General features: G+C 69.5%; 17 protein-coding genes. 11 read left to right on the forward strand and 6 right to left on the reverse strand.

Annotation, left to right across the window (positions count from 1 at the left end; genetic code table 11):
* Positions 1-5: 5 nt before the first annotated feature.
* The 4 genes from FHT37_RS15085 to FHT37_RS15100 all read right to left on the reverse strand — a co-directional run bounded on the left by FHT37_RS15085 (position 6) and on the right by FHT37_RS15100 (position 4,885).
* On the reverse strand, positions 6-1,238 hold the full coding sequence (locus FHT37_RS15085) for a M20 aminoacylase family protein (protein ID WP_183482540.1): 1,233 nt from the start codon (positions 1,236-1,238) through the stop codon (positions 6-8).
* A gap of 1 nt (position 1,239) precedes the next feature.
* Positions 1,240-2,217, reverse strand: a complete 978-nt coding sequence (locus FHT37_RS15090) for an ABC transporter permease (RefSeq protein WP_091727255.1) — start codon at positions 2,215-2,217, stop codon at positions 1,240-1,242.
* Positions 2,218-2,463: 246 nt separating this feature from the next.
* Complete coding sequence (locus FHT37_RS15095) at positions 2,464-3,525, reverse strand: porin (protein WP_091727259.1); 1,062 nt, start codon at positions 3,523-3,525, stop codon at positions 2,464-2,466.
* A gap of 298 nt (positions 3,526-3,823) precedes the next feature.
* Complete coding sequence (locus tag FHT37_RS15100; protein ID WP_091727262.1) at positions 3,824-4,885, reverse strand: porin; 1,062 nt, start codon at positions 4,883-4,885, stop codon at positions 3,824-3,826.
* Between the two features lie 314 nt (positions 4,886-5,199).
* On the opposite strand from FHT37_RS15100, the gene coq7 reads away from it, so the two are divergent.
* Complete coding sequence (gene coq7 / locus FHT37_RS15105; protein ID WP_091727266.1) at positions 5,200-5,817, forward strand: 2-polyprenyl-3-methyl-6-methoxy-1,4-benzoquinone monooxygenase; 618 nt, start codon at positions 5,200-5,202, stop codon at positions 5,815-5,817.
* A 62-nt stretch (positions 5,818-5,879) separates the two neighbouring features.
* Here coq7 and FHT37_RS15110 read toward each other — a convergent pair whose 3' ends face one another.
* Positions 5,880-6,302 (reverse strand): OsmC family protein, encoded by a 423-nt coding sequence (locus FHT37_RS15110; RefSeq protein ID WP_091727272.1) that lies wholly within the window; start codon positions 6,300-6,302, stop codon positions 5,880-5,882.
* A gap of 457 nt (positions 6,303-6,759) precedes the next feature.
* Here FHT37_RS15110 and ilvA point away from each other — a divergent pair, with 457 nt between their 5' ends.
* Together ilvA and FHT37_RS15120 are read left to right on the forward strand one after the other, a co-directional pair.
* Positions 6,760-8,346, forward strand: coding sequence for a threonine ammonia-lyase, biosynthetic (gene ilvA, locus FHT37_RS15115; RefSeq protein ID WP_183482542.1), 1,587 nt, complete (start codon positions 6,760-6,762; stop codon positions 8,344-8,346).
* Between the two features lie 158 nt (positions 8,347-8,504).
* Entirely contained in the window at positions 8,505-9,623 is a 1,119-nt protein-coding gene (locus FHT37_RS15120) for a nicotinate-nucleotide--dimethylbenzimidazole phosphoribosyltransferase (RefSeq protein ID WP_091727278.1), read from the forward strand.
* Between the two features lie 25 nt (positions 9,624-9,648).
* Here FHT37_RS15120 and FHT37_RS15125 read toward each other — a convergent pair whose 3' ends face one another.
* The gene (locus tag FHT37_RS15125; protein WP_183482544.1) at positions 9,649-10,266 is read right to left on the reverse strand and encodes a hypothetical protein; all 618 of its coding nucleotides are present in this window, start codon (positions 10,264-10,266) and stop codon (positions 9,649-9,651) included.
* A gap of 61 nt (positions 10,267-10,327) precedes the next feature.
* Here FHT37_RS15125 and gspG point away from each other — a divergent pair, with 61 nt between their 5' ends.
* From gspG to gspN, 8 genes are all read left to right on the forward strand, one after another.
* Positions 10,328-10,759 (forward strand): type II secretion system major pseudopilin GspG, encoded by a 432-nt coding sequence (gspG, locus tag FHT37_RS15130; RefSeq protein ID WP_091727285.1) that lies wholly within the window; start codon positions 10,328-10,330, stop codon positions 10,757-10,759.
* 64 nt (positions 10,760-10,823) lie between these two features.
* A complete protein-coding gene (locus tag FHT37_RS15135) occupies positions 10,824-11,306 on the forward strand; it encodes a type II secretion system protein (RefSeq protein WP_091727289.1) in 483 nt (160 codons plus the stop codon).
* Positions 11,303-11,710 carry a type II secretion system minor pseudopilin GspI gene (gene gspI, locus FHT37_RS15140; protein WP_183482546.1) on the forward strand — a complete coding sequence of 136 codons (408 nt, stop codon included), beginning with the start codon at positions 11,303-11,305 and terminating at the stop codon, positions 11,708-11,710. Before FHT37_RS15135 ends, gspI begins: the two co-directional genes overlap by 4 nt.
* The gene (locus tag FHT37_RS15145; RefSeq protein ID WP_183482548.1) at positions 11,710-12,387 is read left to right on the forward strand and encodes a prepilin-type N-terminal cleavage/methylation domain-containing protein; all 678 of its coding nucleotides are present in this window, start codon (positions 11,710-11,712) and stop codon (positions 12,385-12,387) included. The genes gspI and FHT37_RS15145 overlap by 1 nt, the downstream gene beginning before the upstream one ends.
* A complete protein-coding gene (gspK, locus tag FHT37_RS15150; protein WP_091727298.1) occupies positions 12,384-13,388 on the forward strand; it encodes a type II secretion system minor pseudopilin GspK in 1,005 nt (334 codons plus the stop codon). Before FHT37_RS15145 ends, gspK begins: the two co-directional genes overlap by 4 nt.
* Before the next feature lie 164 nt (positions 13,389-13,552).
* Entirely contained in the window at positions 13,553-14,776 is a 1,224-nt protein-coding gene (gene gspL / locus FHT37_RS15155) for a type II secretion system protein GspL (RefSeq protein WP_091727302.1), read from the forward strand.
* Complete coding sequence (gene gspM / locus FHT37_RS15160; protein WP_183482550.1) at positions 14,773-15,270, forward strand: type II secretion system protein GspM; 498 nt, start codon at positions 14,773-14,775, stop codon at positions 15,268-15,270. Before gspL ends, gspM begins: the two co-directional genes overlap by 4 nt.
* A gap of 3 nt (positions 15,271-15,273) precedes the next feature.
* Positions 15,274-16,134 (forward strand): type II secretion system protein N, encoded by an 861-nt coding sequence (gene gspN / locus FHT37_RS15165; protein ID WP_183482552.1) that lies wholly within the window; start codon positions 15,274-15,276, stop codon positions 16,132-16,134.
* Positions 16,135-16,136: the final 2 nt, after the last annotated feature.

Consider the following 16,136-nt stretch of genomic DNA (forward strand, 5'->3'; position numbering starts at 1 on the left):
TCCGCTCAATGCGGCGGGAGAGGCAGGCCCTGCTCCACCAGCGCCGCGAACAGCGCGGAGCCCAGCGGCAGGATCTCGTCGTTGAAGTCGTAGCGCGGCTGGTGCAGGCCGCAAGGACCGCCCTGCCCCAGTCGCAGGTAGGCGCCGGGCCGGGCCTGCAGCATGAAGGCGAAGTCCTCGGAGCCCATGCTCGGCACCAGCTTGTCGTCGACGTTCTCGGCACCGACCAGCGACTGGGCCACGCGCACGGCGAAGTCGGCTTCGGGCGCGCTGTTGATGGTGGCGGGATACAGGCGTTGGTAGTCGACCTTCGCGCTCGCGCCGAAACCCAGCGCCACCGATTCGACCAGCCGCGTCATGCGCTCCTCGAGCAGTTGCTGCACCTCGGGCTTGAAACTGCGGACCGTGCCGGTGATCTGGGCCATCTCGGGAATCACGCTGAAGGCGCTCGATTCGCCAGCCTGCATCGAGCACAGGCTGACCACCGCCTGCTCGATCGGCGCGATGTTGCGCGACACGAGGCTTTGCACCGCCGTGATCACGTGGCCGGCGATCAGCACCGGATCGACGCTCAGGTGCGGATGCGCACCATGGCCGCCGCGGCCTTGGATGGTGATGGTCACCCGATCCGCCGCGGCCATCATCGCGCCGCGGTTCAGGCCGATCTTGCCCGGAGGCAGATGCGGCCAGTTGTGCATCGCGTAGATGGCCTCGACCGGGAAGCGCTCGAACAGGCCGTCGGCGATCATCTCGCGCGCGCCGCCGTAGCCTTCCTCGCCGGGCTGGAACACCAGCACCGCGGTGCCCGCGAAGCGCCGGGTCTGCGCCAGGTAGCGCGCCGTTCCGACCAGCATCGCGCAGTGGCCATCGTGCCCGCAGGCGTGCATCAGGCCGGGTGTCGACGAGCGCCAGGCGAAGTCGTTCTGCTCGCGCAGCGGCAGCGCGTCCATGTCGGCGCGCAGGCCGAAGAGGCGCGGCTTCGCATCGGGCGCCGCGCCGGGCACCGGCTGGCCATGGATGGTCGCGACGATGCCGGTGCGGCCCAGGCCCTGGTGGATCTCGTCGACGCCGCAGGCCTTGAGCGCCTGCACGATGCGGGCCGCCGTGCGGTGCTCCTCGAAGCCGAGTTCCGGCATCGTGTGCAGCTCGCGGCGCAAGGCCACGAGCTCGCCGCGCGCCTCGAACAGCCGCTGGTAGGTGCCCGCCGCGCTGGCGGTCAGGTGCTCCGGAGCGTTCATGTCAATGCGCGCCGCCGCTCACGCGCAAGCGCGGATCGACGGCGAAGTACAGCAAATCGACGACAAGGTTGATCACGACGAAGATCAGCGAGATCAGGCACAGATAGGCCGCCATCACCGGGATGTCGGCAAACTGCACCGCCTGGATGAACAGCAGGCCCATGCCGGGCCATTGAAACACGGTCTCGGTAATGATCGCAAAGGCAATCAGCGATCCCAGCTGCAGCCCGGTGATCGTGATCACCGGCACCAGCGTGTTCTTCAGCGCATGACCGAAGTAGATGGTGCGGTCGCTCAGGCCGCGGGCCCGCGCGAACTTGATGTAGTCGGCGCGCAGCACTTCCAGCATCTCGGCGCGCACGATGCGCATGATGAGCGTCAGCTGGAACACCGCCAGCGTGATGCCCGGCAGCAACAGGTGGCGCAGGCCATCGGTCGTCAGCAGGCCGGTGCTCCAGGCGCCGAACATGACGACCTCGCCTCGGCCGTAGCTTGGCAACCAGGCCAGTTGCACCGCGAAGATCAGGATCAGCAGGATGCCGATGAGGAAGGTCGGCAGGGCCACGCCCAGCAGCGACAGCGTCATCAGCACCTGCGAGCCGAAGCTGCCGCGCCGCAGCGCGGCGTAGACGCCCAGCGGGATGCCGAACACCAGCGCGATCACCGCGGCCGTGGCGGACAACTCGAGCGTCGCGGGGAACCGCTCGGCAATCAGCGCCGAGACCTTGCGGCCCTGCTTCAGGCTCACGCCGAACTCGCCCTGCACCGCATTGCCGGCGAAATGCGCGAACTGCACGGCGAAGGATTGATCGAGGCCCAGGTCCTTGCGCAGTTGCTCGCGCTGCTCCGGCGTGGCGTCCTGTCCGAGCAGGTTGTTGACCGGATCGCCGACGTACTGGAACAGCATGAAGGCGATGAAGGCCACCGTCAGCATGACGACAACGGCCTGCGCCAGGCGGCGAAGAATGAAAACCAGCATGGACGATGGCCTCCGGCGACGGCTTGGGCGAGTCGGCTCGTGGCCTGCCCTGGCACGACCTGACCCCGGAGGCAAGACGCTTCAGAAGTCAACGATCATCGAGGAGCGTCCAGCGCCCGGCAAGTGGGTTACTCCTTAACGCAGCATGAACGCGACGTCGTCTCACCGTCGCGCGCCAACGAAAAAACCGCCCGAAGGCGGTTTTCCAAGTGGCCAGCGAGCGCGGGTTGCGCCCGCATGCCGGGATCAGAAGCGATGGCGCATGCCGACGATGGCGCCGCCGCGCTTTTCAGCGCCGTTGGCGAAGCGGACCGCACCGTCATGCTTGGTGTAGTCCAGCTCGACATAGGCGTCGGTGCGCTTGGAGAAGGCGTAGTCCGCCACGAAGGCCAGGTAGTGGCCCTTGCTCTTCGTGTTGGCGAGCGCCGCGCTGTAGTGCGTTTGCGTCGCGTACCAATAGTGGCCGCCCAGGTTCAGCTGCGGAGTCAGCTGATAGGTCGCGCCGACGGAGATCATGTCGCGCTTGCGCACATCGTTCGCCGCCGCATTCAGCACGTTGCCCAGCAGGCCCGAGGTATAGGCCGCGCCGAGCAGGCCACCCCGATCGAACTTGTTGGTCGCCCAGGACAGGTTGACGTACCAGGGACCGGCCGTGTAGCCGCCGCCCGCGGTGTAGCCCTTGACCTTCTTGCCGAGGGTGTCTTCGACCTGCAGGTACGCGCCGCCAAAGGCGATCGGGCCCTGCGAGTAGCGCAGCATGCCGCCGTAGGACTTGTTCTGCGAGTTACCTTCACCGGCCGAGACCTGGATTTCGCCGCGCACCGGGCCGGTCTCGAACAGGTACTTCACCATGTTGTCCTGACGGGCGCCCATGGACAGGCCGATCTCGGGCTTGTAGGCCTCGATGTAGGGCGAGTACTTGAACGAGGCGTAGGTCGACGTGTAGATGTCGAACAGGATGTTGTATTGACGACCCAGCGTGAGGCGGCCGAAATCGCTCGACTGGATGCCCACCCACGACTGGCGCCAGAAGTCGGCTGCGGCGACGGTGCCCGTGTCGGAGTTCAGACGGTGTTCCAGGTTGGCGATCGCCTTCAGGCCGCCACCCATGTCCTCGGTGACGTTCACCCCGAGCCGGCTCTGCGACATGCCGCCGGGGATCACCTGCTTCTCGGAAGAGCCCACGTTCGCATTGCTGGTCCAGCGCAGACCGACGTCCACGATGCCGTAGAGCGTGACGCTCGACTGGGCCCAGGCGGCGCTGGTGCTGGCTGCCAGGATGCTCAGCGCCAAGGCGGCTTTCTTCATGTGATGTCTCCTTTGATTTGGTTTGGTCGCCGTGATCGATTCTCAGCGAAGCCTTCAAACGGAGACGCGCTGTGTTGCACATCGCCCACGCGAGCAAACCCTGTCAAGTTTGTGACGATCAGACAGAGGGAAAACCCGCGATCACTATTCACAAAATCAACAACGGTGCGTTGCGGCGACAGAGCTTGATCACCGGACGCAAGGCCTGGCCCCGCGCCCGGGTACAGGAGGGACGGCACAGACGAAAAAAAGCCGCCCCGAGAGGCGGCTTTCGTTGCGCAGCGCGCTGATCCGGGGATCAGAAGCTGTGCTTGATACCGACGTCCAGGCCGCCCGACTTGCCACCGCGAGCAGCAGCAACGGCGTTGTTGCCGACGCGGAAGTTCGCGTTGCCGTCGTTCTTGATGTACGAGGCGGTCGAGTACAGAGCCGTGCGCTTCGACAGATTGTGCTGGTAGCCAATCGTGAAGGCCTTCGAGTCACCAGCGCCGTTGATCGGCGTCGCGTTGGTCGCGGACGGGGCCGTGATCAGCGCGTCGGCGGCGCTGTTCGTCGAAGCCTTGCTGAACTGGGCGGTCACCGAGCCGGCGGCCGTCACCGGCACCACGGCGCCGATCGTGTAGATGTTCTGCTTGAACGACGACAGCTTCAGTTGGCTGTACAGGCCGCTGACCTTCACAACCTTGAAGTCGTACGAGGCACCCAGCGACAGCTGCTTGAACTTGGTGTTCAGCGTGTCGGTGGTCTGGTAGCCGCCGGCGACGTTCAGGTCACCCGCCTTGTAGCCCAGACGGCCGCCGTACATCTTCTTGCCTTGGGCGCCTTCACCGGCAGCCACGTCGAACGAGCCGTACACGCCGCCCAGATCGCTCGGCAGGAAGTACTGGACCAGGTTGTCGGCACGGTTGTTCGTGTCGTACAGGCTGGTGCTCAGGCCGAAGGTCGAGTACAGGCGGGTCACGTCGCCCAGACCGGTCGTGGTGTAGACGTCGAAGTCGTCGACGACCAGGCGGGTCGAGGTCTTGCCGCGGCCCAGACGGACTTCACCGAAGTCGCCCATCAGGCTCACCGAGGCGCGACGGCCCCAGAAGCGCGAGCTGTCGGCGGTACCGCTGTCGGCGGACAGGGCGCCTTCCAGCCAGAAGCCAGCCTTCAGGCCACCGCCCAGGTCCTCGACGCCACGGACGCCGATACGGCTGGAGCTGCTGCCGTCGTTCGACAGTTGCTTCGTGTCCTGGCCATTGGCCTTGGTGTAACGGGCGGCCAGGTCAATCACGCCGAACAGGGTGACGGACGATTGAGCGGCAGCGGCACCGGCGAAACCAGCCAGCACAGCCAGCGCGACGAGAGATTTCTTCATTAGAGACTCCTAGATCTTCAATGAGGTCGCGGTCGGTAGATCGTCCGCAAACCAAGCTCCTGCAATGAAGCTGTGGTGTATTGCAACAGGTCCGATCCCGCCTGACCAGCAGCCACCCCGTAAAAGTCCTGATTTCGTTGGTCCGAAGCAACGCGTATGAGGTTAAAAAAATGTGTCATCACGCATTCGCACAAAGGATCAGACAGCGCCAGGGAATCGCTTGACGCTGCCCTTCTAAACTGAAGGCTCATTTGCCACGGTATGCGCTCACGATGCAATTTCAGACCCGACGCCCGGCGCGCAGTTTCACCCGCATGGACGCGTGGATATCCACGCTGGACCAAAGCCTGAAGACGCTGGCGGGCGTCGCGCCGACGTCGCGCCCGGCGCCGCAGGCGACCGCCCCGGACGAGGCGCTCGACGAAGGTCAGCGTCGGTTGTCGGCTTCGCTAATGCGGGTCAACCATGTTGGCGAGGTCTGCGCCCAGGCGCTCTATCGCGCCCAGGCGCTGAGCACCCGCGACGAGCAACTTCGCGAGCATCTCCAGCACGCCGCCCAGGAAGAGATCGACCATCTCGCCTGGTGCGCGGACCGACTGCGCGCGCTCAATGATCGACCCAGCCTGCTGAATCCGCTCTGGTACGGCGGCGCTTTCGCGATCGGGACGGTCGCGGGGCTGGTCGGAGACAAGGTCAGCCTGGGCTTCGTCATCGAGACCGAACGGCAGGTGGAAGCCCACCTCGCCAGCCATCTGGAACGCCTGCCCGATGGCGACCGCAGTTCCCGGGCGATCGTTGCGCGGATGAAGGAAGAGGAGGCGCGCCACGCCGAAGAGGCGCGCGACCGCGGCGGCATCGACCTGCCGCGCCCGGTGCGGGGCCTGATGCGCATGGCCGCCAAGGTGATGACGCGGACCGCCCACCACCTTTGACGCGCCTCTCTAGATAGTAGAGAGGGCGGGAGGAAGGGCGCTCAAGGCACCCCTCCAGCGGCTCACGCCTCGACGATCTCCACCGATGTCGTGATTTCCGCCGTCTTCGCCAGCATGATGCTGGCGGAGCAGTATTTCTCGTGGGACAGCTGGACGGCGCGTTCGACCGCCCCTTCGGGCAGCCCCTTGCCGGTGACGACGAAGTGCATGTGGATCTTGGTGAACACCTTGGGATCCGACTCGGCGCGATCGGCGCTCAGCTTGACCTGGCATCCCCGCACGTCGTGGCGGCCGCGCTTCAGGATCAGCACGACGTCATAGGCGGTGCAGCCTCCCGTCCCGGCCAGCACCGTTTCCATCGGCCTCGGCGCCAGATTGCGGCCACCGCCGTCCGGAGAGCCGTCCATGTTGATCATGTGGCCGCTGCCGGTTTCCGCGATGAAGCTCATGCCATCGGCGCCCATCCAGTTGATCGTGCATTCCATTCGTCGTTCCTTGGTTCGATGGGCCAGGTCGGGCGCCTTCGGCACCCTGACCCCATTTTTTCGATCCCCGCCGTGTTGCAGCGATCGACTCTGGCGGTGATTTTGCGCATTTAGAGGCCCGACTCCATGGTCGAAGCCCTCGAAAAATATTGCAGCGCAACATGCATCGCCCTAGAATTCTAGGCATGCGACAGCGCTACCCCACCCGTGGGGTCAGCCCCGCACCGATTGTCTCCTCCACCGCCTCCATGGTGGATTCAGCCCGAGGCCACAAGCCTCGGGCTTTTTTTCGTCCCTCGTCGGCCCCGCCCAGCCGCAAGGCTTGCTCCTCCAATCGCGAAAGCGCGCCCGCGCCGCGCCGCTGGCGAGCCACCGCGACCCGGACAAACCCTCGCTATCATCGTCCGCCCGATGGTCGGCGCGTCCCGCGCGGTCAAGGGGAACTGGAGGGAATTCCATGGCCGGCACCCGCCGCGCATCGCGCAAGACCGCTTCGAAGCGCCCAGCGGCGCAGCACCCGGCGTTACTCCCCGCGGATCAGAGTTATCTGCAACGGATTCTTAACGCGAAGGTGTATGAGGTCGCGCAGGAAACCTCCCTCGACGCCGCCCGCAATCTCTCCAAGCGCATCGGCAACAAGGTCTGGCTGAAACGTGAGGATCAGCAGCCGGTATTCAGCTTCAAACTGCGGGGCGCCTATAACAAGATGGCAAATCTCGCGCCTGGGCAATTGGCCCGGGGGGTGATTTGCGCGTCCGCCGGGAATCACGCGCAGGGCGTGGCCCTGTCCGCGAAGAAACTCGGCTGCCGGGCCGTGATCGTGATGCCGGTGACCACGCCCAAGGTCAAGATCGACGCCGTCCAGGCCCTGGGCGGCGAGGTAGTGCTGGCCGGCGAATCCTTCACCGACGCCTACGGCCACGCGCTCGAACTGGAGCGCGAGCAAGGCCTGAGCTTCGTCCATCCCTTCGACGACCCCGACGTCATCGCCGGCCAGGGCACCATCGCGATGGAGCTGCTGCGCCAGCACCCGGGGCCCATCGACGCCATCTTCGTGGCCATCGGCGGTGGCGGCCTGATCGCCGGCGTGTCGGCCTACATCAAGGCAGTGCGGCCGGAGATCAAGATCATCGGCGTCCAGACCAAGGATTCCGACGCGATGGTGCGTTCGGTGCGCGCCGGCAAGCGCGTCGCGCTCAGCGACGTCGGGCTGTTTTCCGACGGCACCGCGGTGAAGCTGGTGGGCGAGGAACCCTTCCGCATCTGCCGCGAGCTGGTCGACGACTACGTCCTGGTCGACACCGACGCCGTCTGCGCCGCGATCAAGGACGTCTTCGTCGACACGCGCAGCATCCTCGAGCCGGCCGGTGGTCTGGGCGTCGCCGCGATCAAGCAGTACGCGGCGCAACACGGGACCAAGGGCGAAACCTACATCGCCATCACCTGCGGCGCGAACATGAACTTCGACCGGCTGCGCTTCGTGGCCGAGCGCGCCGAGGTCGGCGAGGAGCGCGAGGCGCTGTTCGCCGTCACCATCCCCGAGGAGCGCGGCAGCTTCCGCCGGTTCTGCGAACTGGTCGGTGGCCGCAGCGTCACCGAGTTCAACTACCGCATCTCGGACCGGAACGAGGCGCACGTGTTCGTTGGCGTCTCCATCGCCAAGCGCGAGGAAGCCGACAAGCTGGCCCGCAGCTTCGAGAAGCACCGCTTCCCGACGGTCGACCTCACCGACGACGAACTGGCGAAACAACATGTGCGCCACATGGTCGGCGGTCGGACCGAGCTGGCCGAGAACGAGCGCCTGTTCCGCTTCATCTTCCCGGAGCGGCCCGGCGCGCTGATGCGTTTCCTGTCCAGCATGAGCCCGGACTGGAACATCAGCCTCTTCCATTACCGCAACCAGGGTGCCGACTACGGCCGCATCCTCGTCGGCCTGCAGGTGCCCAAGGGCGACGGCAAGGCGTTCAAGACCTTCCTCGACCAGCTGAACTATCCGTACACCGAGGAAACCGACAACCCGGTCTACCGCCTCTTCCTGCGCTGATCGGCTCGCGCGTGAAGCGGCCGTGATCGACCGGGCGCTCGGCTCGCGGCGGTGATGGCTCAACGCCACCCGCTGCCCCACGGACAGGGGGCAGGCGCGGCGCGGCTGGGCAATTGCCGATGGCCGCCCCGCGACGCGGCACGAGAATGGCGGTCCCCATGTCGATTCATCAGTCCCTCATCTCGCCGACGGCCAATCCGGAACTGGAGCGCGCCCTGCGCCAGCGCCTCGAGCGCCGCTGCGCGCTGGCCGGCCGCCTGGGCGAACTCGAACCGCTCGCGGTGCGGCTGGGCCTGATCCAGGCCACGCAGACGCCCAAGTTCCGTGATCCAACGCTGGTGCTCTTCGCCGCCGACCACGGCCTGGCCGTCGACGGCATCGCACTGCCCAACGGCCGCAGCACGCGCGAGCAGGCGCTGCTGGCGCTGCAGCATCGGTTGCCCGCCACCGTCTTCGCGCGCAACCAGGGCATGCATGTCACGGTCGTCGACTGCGGCATCGCCGAACCGCTGAGCCCGCAGCAGCGGCTGCTCGCACGCAAGATCGCGCACGGCACCCGCAATTCGCGCGCCGGCCCGGCGATGACGCTGGACCAGGCCCATGCGGGCGTGCGCGTCGGCATGGAGATCTCCGACAACCTGGCCGGCAACGTGATCGCGTGCGCGGGCCTGGGGCAGGGATCGCTGGAGGCCTCGGCGCTGGTGCTGTCCCGCCTGATGGACATGCCGGTGCAGGACTTCGTCATCACCGGCCCGGACATGCCGCATGAGGAGCTGTCCCACTTGATGCTGGTGCTGCAGGGCGCGCAGACGCGTCACCGCGACGTGCAGGAGCCGATGGCGGTGCTGGCGGCGTTCGGCGGTTTCGAACTGGCGGTCATGGTCGGCGCGATGCTGGTCGCGGCCTCCAAGCGCCAACTGATCCTGGTCGACGGCATTCCGGCTTGCGCGGCGCTGAAGGTGGCCTCGATGATCGCCCCGCCGGTGACCGACTACGCCGTCTTCTGCCGCAGCACCACCCATCGCGGCCTGGACGAGGCGCTGCAGCTCTTCCACGCCGCGGCGCTGCTCGAACTGGGCATGGAATGCGGCGATGGCACCGGTGCGACGCTGGCCTGGCCGCTGGTGCGCTGCGCGGCGGCGCTGCTGACGGAAGTGCAGGACCTGCCCGAAGGCTCGATCCACAGCCGGCCGTCCGACCTGCGCGAGACCGGTTCGAGCGCGCCGGGCGCCCTGCCCTCGGGCGCCGGTCGATCGACCCTGGGCAGCAAGTACTGACCCCGGCAGCCGCCGGTGTCCCGTCCTACTTGGTCGGGTTGGCGCTTCCGTCGCCCGGTACCGGCTGAGGCAAGGCCCCGCCGATGGCCGTCGGCGGCACGATGCCTTCGGGCCCCGGTCCGCCGGTCTGCGGCTGCCCCGGGTGGGCGCCGAACTGCGGCGGCGGCATCGCGCCCGGCGGCAGTTGACCCGGCAGCATCTGGCCAGGCACGGCTTCGGCGCCGCCGGCGCCCGGCGCGAGGCTCAATCTCACCGAGACCGCGTCCCCCGCGCCGAGCCCGACATCCCGCCGGTTGATCTCGATCAGCTTGAGGTCGCCGTCGACGACCTGCCCCACGCGCACCGGCTTGGGCAGGCCGCCGGCGACGGCAATCAGCGCGACGCCCTCGCCCGGATGGCGGGCATTCATCGAGGGCGCCACGACGCCCAGCAGCTGGTAGCGCGAGGAAGCGGCTTCGACCGGCGCTTCCGCGGCCTTGGCGGCGGTGAACAGGCGGGTCCAGTCGGCCGGCGCGCCGTCGGCGATCGCGGGGCGCGTCATCGCCGGCGCCTGGGGGCCCTTGGCCATGAGCATCAGCGCCCAATACGCGAGGCTGGCCGCCAGCAGCGCCCAGACGACGAAGCTTAACCATCGTGCATGCATCCGACGATTATGATGCAGCGCGATGAGCCGCCGAGGGCGGCTCCGCGAGGATTGCCACACCATGCGCCGACCCCTGTCTCCGCGCCGCGCGCGCGGCTTCACGCTGATCGAACTGATCGTCGCCATCACCATCGTCGCCGTCATGGGCGCGGTGGTCGTTCCCGCGGTGATGAACCACGTCTCCGAAGCCCGCCGCACCGCGGCCCGGTCCGACGTGAACACGCTGATGCAGGCGCTCAAGCTCTACAAGATGGACAACGGCCGCTACCCGAGCGGCGAGCAGGGCCTGGGCGCCCTGGTGGCCAAGCCGACCAACGGCCCGGCCGCGCCCAACTGGAAGGTCTACATCGAGAAGCTGCCCAAGGACCCCTGGGGCAATGCGTACCAGTATGACAACCCCGGCCTGAAGGGCGAGGTCGACGTCTACAGCCTGGGCGCGGACGGCAAGCCCGGCGGCGAAGGCAACGACGCCGACGTCGGCTCCTGGGAGTGAGCGCACGGCCCGCCGCGCGTTCCACCTCCCCACCGTCCCGCTCCGTCATCGACCGCTCCGAGCCGTGCGCGCGCGTCCGTCCGGCCGTCCGTCCCAGCGCGGCTTCACGCTGATCGAGCTGATCGTGGCGATCACCATCGTGGCGATCGCCAGCGCGACCGTCGCGGTCGCCGTGCGGGACCGCGCCGACGTGCAACTCGAGCGCGAGGCGCTGCAGCTGGCCTCGGTGCTCGAGACCGCCCGGGCCGAGGCCCGCGCCGCGTCGCTGGACGTGCGCTGGGTGCCGGACGCGGGCAACGATGGCGGCCGCTACCACCTCACCGGCCTGCCCGCCCCGCTGGTCAGGCGACTGGGCCTGGAGCGCCCCTGGCTGGGCGACACGCCCATCGTCGAGATCCAGGGCGCCGCCGCCAACGGCCGCACGCTGCGCCTGGGACCGGAGCCGCTCATCGGCGCGCAGCGCGTCACGCTGATCCGCGGCGATCACCGGATCACGCTCGCCACCGACGGCCTGCGTCCCTTCGCGATCACCAAGGGAGGCGCATGAGCGGCGCCCTCCGCCCCGGCCTGCCCCCGCCGCCCCTCGGGCGCGCCTCGCGTGCCGCCGGCTTCACCCTCATCGAGGTCCTGGTGGCGCTGACCATCGTCGCGCTGTGCCTGGCGGCCGGCCTGCGGGCCGCGGGCGCGATGACCTCGAATTCGGACCGGCTCGCCATCAACTCGCTGGCGCAGTGGTGCGCCGAGAACGAGCTGACCGAGATGCGCCTGACCAAGACCTTCCCCGGCGTCGGCGACAACAGCGCCAGCTGCACGCAGATGGGTCGGGACTTCAACGTCAAACTGGCGGTCCGCTCGACCCCCAATCCCAATTTCCGGCGCGTCGAGGCGCAGGTCTTCGACGACCGCGACCGCCCGCTGCTGACCCTGACCACCATCGTGGGGCGCAACTGATGCGGCGCCCGGGCGGTTCCTCCCTCCGGCGCGCGGCGCGCGGGTTCACGCTGATCGAGGTCGTGGTCGCGCTGGTCGTGATGGCGGTGATGTCGGTGATGGCCTGGCGCGCGGTGAGCGCGCTGACCACCAGCCGCGAGCACAACGAGGCCGCGATGGAGCGCGCCGAGACACTGCAGACGCTGATGCGGCAGTGGGAACTGGACCTGCGCGAGGTGCAGGACAGCGGCGTGGTGCCGTCGGCGCTGGCCTTCGACGGCGCGACGCTGCGCATGACGCGCCGCCGCGAGACCGGCCTGCAGCTGGTGGCGTGGCAGTTGCGGGGTGGCCGGCTGTCGCGCTGGGAATCGGCGCCGGTGGTGAACCGGGACGACCTGCAGGACGCCTGGTTCCGCAGCCAGCAGCTCAGCGCCGAGGAACTGCGCGCGATGCCGGGCCTGGACGGCGTGCTCGGCTGGCAGATGTTCTTCTTCCGCGGCAACGCCTGGTCCAACGCGCAGTCCAGCGGCGAGCTGGTGCCGCAGGACCCGGCCGCCTCGGCGCCGACCGGGCCCAATGCGCCGAAGCAGCGCGTCGCCGTGCCGCAGGGCGTGCGCATGCGGCTGCAGTTCGGCGAGGGCAGCGGCTATCGCGGCGAACTGGTCCGCGAGGTCGCGGTGGAAAGCAACGGTTCATGAGCAGGCCCCGTTCCCCATCGCGTCCGGCACAACCGCCTCGCGGCGCCGCGCTGCTGACCGCGCTGCTGATCGTGGTGCTGGTGACGACGCTGTCGGCCGCGATGCTGTGGCGGCAGGCGCGCAGCATCCAGATCGAAGCCGCCGACCGCGGCCGCGCCCAGGCGGACTGGGTGCTGCAGGGCGCGCTGGACTGGGCGCGGCTGATCCTGCGCGAGGACAAGCGCAACAACATGAACGCGCGCGACGGCAAGCCGGCCTCGGACGACCTCACCGAGGTCTGGTCGGTGCCGCTGGCCGAGGCGCGCCTGTCCAGCTTCCTGTCGCAGGACGAGAACAACTCCGCCGACGCCGGGCCGGACGCCTTTCTGTCCGGCCACATCGAGGACGCGCAATCGCGCTTCAACCTGCGCAACCTGGTCGACAACAAGCCCGAGGAGGTGCGCGCCGCGGCCCAACTCTTCCAGGCCGCCGGGCTGAGCACCAACCTGGTCGAGCAACTGCGGCTCAGCATGAACTACGCGGCGGTGCCCGCCAGCGCGCCGTCCGGCGAGGTGCCGCTGCTGCCCACGCGGCTGGCGCAGCTGCGCTGGCTCGGCCTGAACGAGGAGCAGATCCGGCGCCTGAGCACGCTGGTGGTGATCCTGCCCAAGCGCACCCCGGTCAACGTGAACACCGCGCCGCGCGAGGTGCTCGCCGCGGTGCTGTTCACCGACACCGGCTCGGCGGACCGCATCGTGCGCCAGCGCCAGGTCAAGCCCTTCCGGAGCTTCGAGGACCTCAAGCCCTTCGTGCCGCAGGAGCCGGCGCTCAGCGCCGAGCGCACCGCCTTCACCAGCGACTTCTTCTTCGTCGAGGGCCAGCTGCGCATGGACGACCGCGTGCTGGCGCAGCGCTCGCTGGTCGAGCGCCGCAACCTCGAGATGGTCGTGCTCGACCGCGAACGCCTGCAACGGCTGTCCACGCTGCCCGGCACCGCCGCCGGCTACGGGGCCACGCCTTGAACCCGTCGACACGCGACGCGGCCGCAGGGCCTCCGGCGTCGACGCCGACACGACTGGACACACGAGGGACGGGATGCACGGACATGTAAAGGCTCAACTACGGGCTTCTTCGGGGGCCGGCGGCGCCGAAGCGTCATGCAAGCCCTCCTAGAATCCGCGATCTCATGAGTACCCTGCTCATCCTGCTGCCGGCCCACCCGCCCCAGGGCGGCCCCGCGCAAGACTACGAATACTGGTTCAGCCACGACGCGCAAGCGCCCGCCCACGCCCGGGGGCACGGCGAGCGCGCGCCGCTGTCCGCCTTGCCGCGCGCCGACCGCGTGATGGCGCTGATCGGCGACGACCAGCTCAGCTGGCTGCCGGCGCAGCTGCCCAAGGTCAAGGGCGCGAAGCTGCGCGGCGCCGTCGTCGGCGTGATGGAGGACCAGCTGCTCGAGGATCCCGAGCGGCTGCACTTCGCGCTGCTGGACAGCCCCGACGCCGACGGCCGCACCCACTGGGTCGCCGTGACCGCCCGCGAGCCGCTGCGCGCGCACCTGCAGGCGATCGAGGCGGCCGGGCTGCTGGTCGAGTCGCTGCTGCCGCTGTCCTGGCCGCAGCCGGTCTCGGGCAGCGCCGATGGCGGCTACGTCCACGCTGGTGCCGACGGGCGCGCGCGGCTGCGGGTCTCGCGCGCCGACGGCGTGGCGACCTTCCCGCTGGACAGCGGCGGCCTGCGCAACTGGCTGGGCGAGGACTGGTGGCAGCAGGCCCCGGTCAGCGCCAGCCCCGCCGCCGCGGCCGAGGCCGAGCAGTGGCTGGGCCGTCCGGTGCGGGTGCTGAGCGACACCGACCGCGCCTGGGCTGCGCGCCAGGCGCCGGTCAACCTGCTGCAGTTCGACCTCACGCCGCGCCAGCGCGGCTGGCAGCGCCTGTACCAGGCCTGGCAGACGCTGCAGACGCCGGCCTGGCGGCCCTTCCGCTGGGGCGTCGTCGGCCTGGTCGCGGTGCAGGTCATCGGCCTGAACGCGATGGCCTGGCAACAGGGCCGCGCCATCGACGCGCGCAAGGCCGAGCAGGAGGCGCTGCTGCGACAGAGCTTCCCGCAGGTGCGCGTGGTCCGCGACGCCCGCGCGCAGATGGTGCGCGAGACCGAGGCGCTGCGCGGCGGCGCCGGGCAGGTCGGCCCGGGTGACCTGGAAGACCTCCTCGCCGCCGTGGCCCGCGCCACGCCGCCGGGCGAGCCGCCGCTGCCGGGCCTGCGCTTCGAACCCGGCCGGCTGCAGTTGACCGGCCTGGGCGCGCCGCAGCGCGCGCAGCTGCGCGAGCGGCTCGGCCGCGATCCCGCGCTGCGGGTCGCCGAGGACGGCGACGCGCTCCAACTCAGCCTGCGACCCGAGAACCGATGAACAGCTTCACGACGATGCGCCGCGACCTCGAGGCCCGCTGGCAGGCGGCCGCGCCGCGCGAGCGCCTGATCGCGCGCCTGGCCGCGGCCTTCATCGGCCTGCTGCTGCTGTGGCTGGTCGCGCTCGCGCCGGCCTGGGGCACGCTGCGCAAGGCGCCCGGCGAGCTGGACCGGCTCGACCGCGAGCTGCAGCAGATGCGCGCGATGGCGATGCAGACGCAGACGCTGAAGCAGGCGGTGCCGGTCTCGGCCGAGCAGTCGGTGGCGGCCCTGCGCGCCGCGACCGCCCGGCTGGGCCCGGCCGCCGAATTGACGATCACCGGCACCCAGGCGCAGTTGCGCCTGCGCGGGGTGCCCGGCGGCGCGCTGGCGATGTGGATCGGCGAGGCGCGCCAGGGCGCGCGCGCCAGACCGCAGGAGGCCGAGCTGCAATCCGGACCGCAGGGCTACAGCGGCCGCCTGACGCTGCTGCTGCCCGCCGCGGCGGGGAACTGAGCGATGGCCCGACGATCGAGCGCCCGGCTCACGACCTCGACGGCCAACGCCGCCTCGACCACCGGTTTCGTCCGCGCCTTCCGCTGGGCCGAATTCGGCGCGGTGCTGGGCCTGGTGACGGCGGTCGTCGCCTGGGCGCCGGCGGCCTGGCTGGCCTCGGCCGTGTCCTCGGCGACCCATCAGCGCCTGGTGCTGGCCGACGCGCGCGGCACGCTGTGGAACGGCAGCGCCCGGCTGATCCTGAGCCCTGGTCCCGGCAGCCGCGACGCCAGCGAGCTGCCGCAGCGCCTGGGCTGGAGGATGCGGCCCGGCTGGATCGACGGCGGACCGGGCCTGCGCCTGACGCTGGACCAGTCCTGCTGCATCAAGCCGGCCGCGCCGCTGACGGCGAGCTTCGGCCTGGACCGCCTCACCGTGCGGCTGCCCGACGCGACGCCGGAGCAGCCGTGGATCCGCTGGCCGGCCGGCTGGCTGTCGGGCCTGGGCACGCCCTGGAACACGCTGGCGCCGGACGGCGTCATCGCCATCAGCGCGCAGGGCTTCGTCTTCGAGGGGCGCGGGGCCGCGGTCAACGTGAGCGGCGTGGCCCAGGTCGAGCTGCGCGACTTCTCCTCGCGCCTGGCGCAGGTGGCGCCGCTGGGCAGCTACCGGATGGGCCTGGTGGGCGGCGGGCAGACGCCGCAGCTGATCCTCACGACGATCCAGGGGCCGCTGCAACTGAGCGGCCAGGGCAGCCTGGGCGCGAAGCGGGCGCAGTTCCGGGGCGAGGCGACGGCCGCCCCGGGCAGCGAGGCCGCCTTGGCCAATTTGTTGAACATCATCGGGCGCCGCGAGGGCGCGCGCTCGATCATCTCGGTGGGATGAGC

Source organism: Mitsuaria sp. BK037 (assembly GCF_014193045.1).
Classification (GTDB): Bacteria; Pseudomonadota; Gammaproteobacteria; order Burkholderiales; family Burkholderiaceae_C; genus Roseateles.